Origin of the sequence: Chamaesiphon polymorphus CCALA 037 (assembly GCF_003003845.1) — a bacterium.
In the GTDB taxonomy this organism is placed as follows: Bacteria; Cyanobacteriota; Cyanobacteriia; order Cyanobacteriales; family Chamaesiphonaceae; genus Chamaesiphon; species Chamaesiphon polymorphus.
In genome coordinates, this window is sequence record NZ_PVWO01000469.1 from 1 (window position 1) to 4,639 (window position 4,639).

Below are 4,639 nucleotides of genomic sequence, written 5' to 3' on the forward strand. Positions count from 1 at the left end.
GTCATCGATCCCGATATCGCTCAATGCGCCAGAGAGTGCCCCAGCCGCCGCACCAACCAATGCAAAAATGGGATTGAAGAAGAGAACGCTTAATAAGATCCCCCAGTAACTACCACTGACTGCACCAGCAGCAACTAGTTCTTGTGCTTGCTTAAGTTTGACTTTACCTTCTTGATTTCTGACGACAATAGCAGCATCTTCTAAGTCAACTAAGTACTCTGATTGGAGCCTTCTTAGTTCGTTCATTACCTCATCTGCTTTGAACTCGTCTTTAAAACCGACAACAATTAAGTCACTCATTTTACAATCCTGTAATTAAGTTTTTATTCAGTCGAACTTTACGATTATAAAAAATCACTAGCAGTTATCCTCTCCTCCAACCGATAGAGATTCTTACCATTTTGGATTGGGGATTGCGGATTGCGGATTGCGGCTCTCGCACGCCTTTGTCTCCCGACGGTTTAGCGCACCAAGCAGAGAGACAAGACAGCGGATTAGGAAAATCTTGCTGTAAGTAGAGTCCGCAAACTCATCTAGCAGCAATGTTTTTTTAATTGGGATAACTTTCAAATACTTTCTAAGCTGCCATCGCCATGGACATTTGACGGCAAGATTCGGCACAGCGACGACAGGATGCGGCGCACTGACGACAATGCTCGCTGTCGTGTTGTTCGCATTCAGCCGCACAGCGATCGCAAGCGTCGGCACAGACACCGCATAATTGAGCGTGCAAGTCGGAATTGCGACTCATAAACCGGGAGCACAGAGCACACAAGTCGGTGCAGTCGCGGCAAGTTTTAATGCAATTAGCCATCATCTGTACCATGTCGCTACTTAGACAGGCACTAATGCAATATTCGCAGTCTTGGAGGCATTTAAAACAGGCTTCGATGCAGGCTTCGAGTTGAGAATTTCGAGATTGAGTTGCAGTCATAAGATTACTCCTGAAGACATCGCTCGATATTTTAACTTCTACACTCTCTAGTTACGCAGAAATTCGATCGTGAATAGATCGCTCGATCGATAGAGAGATTTATGTACTGAATTTACTACTCTCGAACCACTGTTACCGAGCAAGGTGCATGGTGTAAAACATAACTACTAGTGCTACCCAATAACATTTCACTCAACCGCGATTTTTGGTGGCTGCCAATGACGATTAAATCGGCACCTAGATCTCTAGCCGTATCGCAAATTACCCGTCCAGATTCACCGAAATTTTGGAGAATTTCGGCGGGAACGTGACGATCTTGTGCCTGTTTTGCATAGAGTTGGAGACGTTCTGTACTGAGTCGTTCGTAGTCTTGCCACTCTGTTTGCGATCGTGTAATACTCAGATCGTTAGCGATTGTCGGTGCGATACCGCCTAGAGCGGGATTACCGACTAGTTCTAGACCTGTTTGCATGGGATTGAGAACGTGTAAAATCGCGATTTTAGCTCCCAGTTTCTCAGCCAGCAGCAATCCAGTCTCGAAGATTTTTTGTGCTTCTGGAGAGTCGCCAGTAGCGATTAAAATTTTTTGCAACATGAAGTTGATAATATTGAAACGACTGGAAACTGAAAATAATCGATCGCGTCCGATCGATTGTTTTTAAAAAGCGATCTGTGTCCGATCGATTGGATTGTGTCAAAATTTCGATTTATTTAAACGGCAGTAGCATCGTCCCACTCGATTGTCAATCGATCGGGTTTGCAGCGTTTAACTTGAGTCTGAATCCCTTGTGCGGACTCATTCTCTAAGTCTTGTACGTATCCCATACTCGCTCGATCTGCTGCTCTAGCATCTGCAAATGGGCCAAAATAATAAGTACATTTAGGCCGATTTGTCATCACTTCCACCCACCAAGCCTGACCTACAAAGTCTAAGATATTTGTCCTGATTTCGGAAATTTTATCGAAGATATCATTGCTAAAAATTTTAATTTTCATTAATTAATAAATGTGTTAGTATTTATGTTAACGAGCGATAAATTATCGAAACTTGCATTTGTATAATAATAACTATTATTGTCAATTCACACATCACTCGATCGGTGTAATTTTTACCATCCATTTGAGATATAGCAATCCTAAATCATTGGTGAGATTCAATTTTGATGATGCCTTTGCGATGGTAAATTTCGCGGACGATTTTGCCTAGTGCTGGTAATTGTCGGCTAAAGTAAAACGACCCTAACAAACAAGCACTACCAGCAATAATTAACGTAGGTGTAACACCAATGAGATCGGCTAAAGTACCGCCCAGAAGATTGCCAAATGGCACTACTCCAAGAAAAGACATCGTATAAATACTCATTACTCTTCCGCGCTTATCATCGTCGATAATCGTTTGTAAAACGGTATTGCCCGACGCAATTTGCAAAATTGTCCCCAAACCGATAAAGAACATTGTCAGCAAGGACAGCGGTAAGTAGCGGGATATTGAAAAGACAATCAAACCCATTCCTAATAGTGCTGGCCCCAAAACAATCAATTTACCCAAGCCCACTACCGTTTTGCGTGTAACTAAATAAATACCACCCGATACCGCGCCTACTCCCGATGCTGCCATCAAAAATCCTAAAGTTTGGGCATCACCTTTGAGAATTTTATCGGCAAAAACTGGGACGAGTACGGTATATTGCATCCCCAAAAAACTGACGATCGCCGAGAGCAATAAAATAGCCCTAATTGGCGGACAACCAAAGGCATAAGCAAAACCATCTTTAATTCTCTCTAGCGGGCTGCCAGTAATTACGGGCATTTGCTTGGGTTTGAATCGCATCGCTAGTAAAGCGATAATTACGGCAATATAACTAACACCATCGATGAGAAAACAATAAGCTTCACCCACTCTAGCAATCAATAATCCTCCGATCGCAGGGCCGATTAAGCGCGCGCCATTAAACATGGTGGAATTAATTGCGATCGCGTTGGCTAAGTCTTCCGGTCGATCGACTAATTCGGTAACAATTGCTTGTCTGGCTGGCGCATCTACTGCACTAATGATGCCTCGAACTAAGCTCAAAACTAGCAAATGCCAGATTTGAACTACACCAGACAACGCCAACGCAGCTAATGTCAATGATTGCACCATTGCCAAAATTTGGGTGACGATTAAAATCCGTTGGCGCGGGAATCGATCGACTAAAACGCCCCCAAAAGGTGTTAGCAAAAAGTTGGGAATTTGGCTGGTAAATCCTACCACCCCCAGCATCAATGCCGAGCTAGTCAGATCGTAAACCAGCCACACCGTGGCAATTTGTGTCATCCAAGTACCGATGAGCGAGATCCCCTGTCCGGCAAAAAACAACTGATAATTTCGCGATCTTAGAGCTGGTGGTAGATATTTGGATTCGATTGCTTGCATGTTAAATTACTGACATCTGAGATCGGGACGTTGGGTAGTGAATAGTGAATAGTGGATAGTGGATAGTCGATCGCTAGTAGATTTTTCGCGCATCCGCAAAATCCACAATCCACAGTCCAAAATGGGATCGCTGCTATTTGGTTTCGGGCATGGCGAACCAGAGCCAGAACGCGCCGATGGCGGCGATCGCACTGAGAGTAAAGAAAGCGATCGAAAATCCGGCGGTGCTAGCCAACCAGCCGATGGCTAAGTTACTTAAAGCCGCACCCAATCCGATCGTCGTATAGATGCCACCTTGGGCGAGATTGAATCGTCCCGTGCCTTGGGTGAGGTCGGCTACGACTACCACGATCGCTACTGCAAATATTCCCGAACTCAGCCCGTCGAGTGTTTGCACCCAGACGACAAACCAGGGATCGGTATCGAACGCGTAGAGAAAAGCCCGCACCGTCGTGGCGGCAAAAGCCAGCAGTAACAAAGGCTTGCGCCCCCAGACATCAGCAGCCTTACCCGCCCAAGCCGCTACCGGAATCGTCGTAAATTGAGCGACGGCAATGCTGGCAGAGATAAAACCAGACGGCGCAGCAGCTTGTTGACCGCCAGTGAGTTTTTGGCTCAACAGGGGCAGCAGAGCAGCATTAGCCATATAAAATAAGAACACTGCCAAACTAAATACCTGTAACGGGCGATCGTGCAGTAAATCGTTGCCAGTAGTCTGCGAGTGACCGGAACGAGCCGTCGTATTATTAATATCGCGATCGCGAATCTGAAATACCAGCACGATCGTCGCGATACATAGCAATATCAACAAATAAAAGATCCACGCCAGTCCGGTAATTTGAGCCAGAATGCCAGCTACTACAGCCGTTATCGCATTTCCCGATCGATTGAAGGCTTCATTGCGCCCTACCCGTTGGTTCAATCCCTTTTGTCCGACCAATCCTAGCGAGATTGCCGAAACTGCCGGAATCACCGTCACCGCAGCCACGCCGATGCCCACTTGCGCCACTAGCACCGCCGGGAACGCACTGATATTAATAATCAGCAAGTAGCTCATGGCAATTACCGCACTGGCGATCGCAATTAATAACCGCTTGTGCTTGGTGGCATCGACAACTGCCCCAATCGGCGTTTGGGCGAGGATGCCAGCGAGATTACCGATCGCCAGAGCGATGCCAACTTGCGCAGGATCGAACTGCCGTTCGGCGGTCAAAAAAATTGCCAGGTAAGGTTCAAAGACGTCCCGCACGTCACCCAGGGTTAGATTGAGGCGATCGAGTGCTTGTAAG

At 46.1% G+C, this 4,639-nt stretch carries 6 protein-coding genes; all 6 read right to left on the reverse strand.

Features of this window, described 5'->3' with window-relative positions; translation table 11 throughout:
• On the reverse strand, nucleotides 1-300 hold a 300-nt coding region (locus C7B77_RS24560; protein ID WP_146138496.1), incomplete at its 3' end, for a DUF1269 domain-containing protein.
• Between the two features lie 277 nt (nucleotides 301-577).
• Nucleotides 578-934: a four-helix bundle copper-binding protein gene (locus C7B77_RS24565; RefSeq protein ID WP_106311108.1), complete on the reverse strand. Its 357-nt coding sequence runs from the start codon at nucleotides 932-934 to the stop codon at nucleotides 578-580.
• A gap of 115 nt (nucleotides 935-1,049) precedes the next feature.
• On the reverse strand, nucleotides 1,050-1,529 hold the full coding sequence (locus C7B77_RS24570) for a universal stress protein (RefSeq protein ID WP_106311110.1): 480 nt from the start codon (nucleotides 1,527-1,529) through the stop codon (nucleotides 1,050-1,052).
• Between the two features lie 116 nt (nucleotides 1,530-1,645).
• Nucleotides 1,646-1,930 (reverse strand): DUF1816 domain-containing protein, encoded by a 285-nt coding sequence (locus C7B77_RS24575; RefSeq protein ID WP_106311113.1) that lies wholly within the window; start codon nucleotides 1,928-1,930, stop codon nucleotides 1,646-1,648.
• A 145-nt stretch (nucleotides 1,931-2,075) separates the two neighbouring features.
• Nucleotides 2,076-3,350: an MFS transporter gene (locus tag C7B77_RS24580; RefSeq protein ID WP_106311116.1), complete on the reverse strand. Its 1,275-nt coding sequence runs from the start codon at nucleotides 3,348-3,350 to the stop codon at nucleotides 2,076-2,078.
• A gap of 133 nt (nucleotides 3,351-3,483) precedes the next feature.
• The coding region (locus C7B77_RS24585) for an MFS transporter (RefSeq protein ID WP_106311118.1) at nucleotides 3,484-4,639 on the reverse strand (1,156 nt) is incomplete at its 5' end.

What these genes read in the sequence shown, in the direction of transcription:
- C7B77_RS24570 (WP_106311110.1), bottom strand. Translation starts at nt 1,529, where the DNA reads ATGTTGCAAAAAATTTTAATCGCTACTGGCGACTCTCCAGAAGCACAA.
- C7B77_RS24580 (WP_106311116.1), bottom strand. Translation starts at nt 3,350, where the DNA reads ATGCAAGCAATCGAATCCAAATATCTACCACCAGCTCTAAGATCGCGA.
- C7B77_RS24565 (WP_106311108.1), bottom strand. Translation starts at nt 934, where the DNA reads ATGACTGCAACTCAATCTCGAAATTCTCAACTCGAAGCCTGCATCGAA.
- C7B77_RS24575 (WP_106311113.1), bottom strand. Translation starts at nt 1,930, where the DNA reads ATGAAAATTAAAATTTTTAGCAATGATATCTTCGATAAAATTTCCGAA.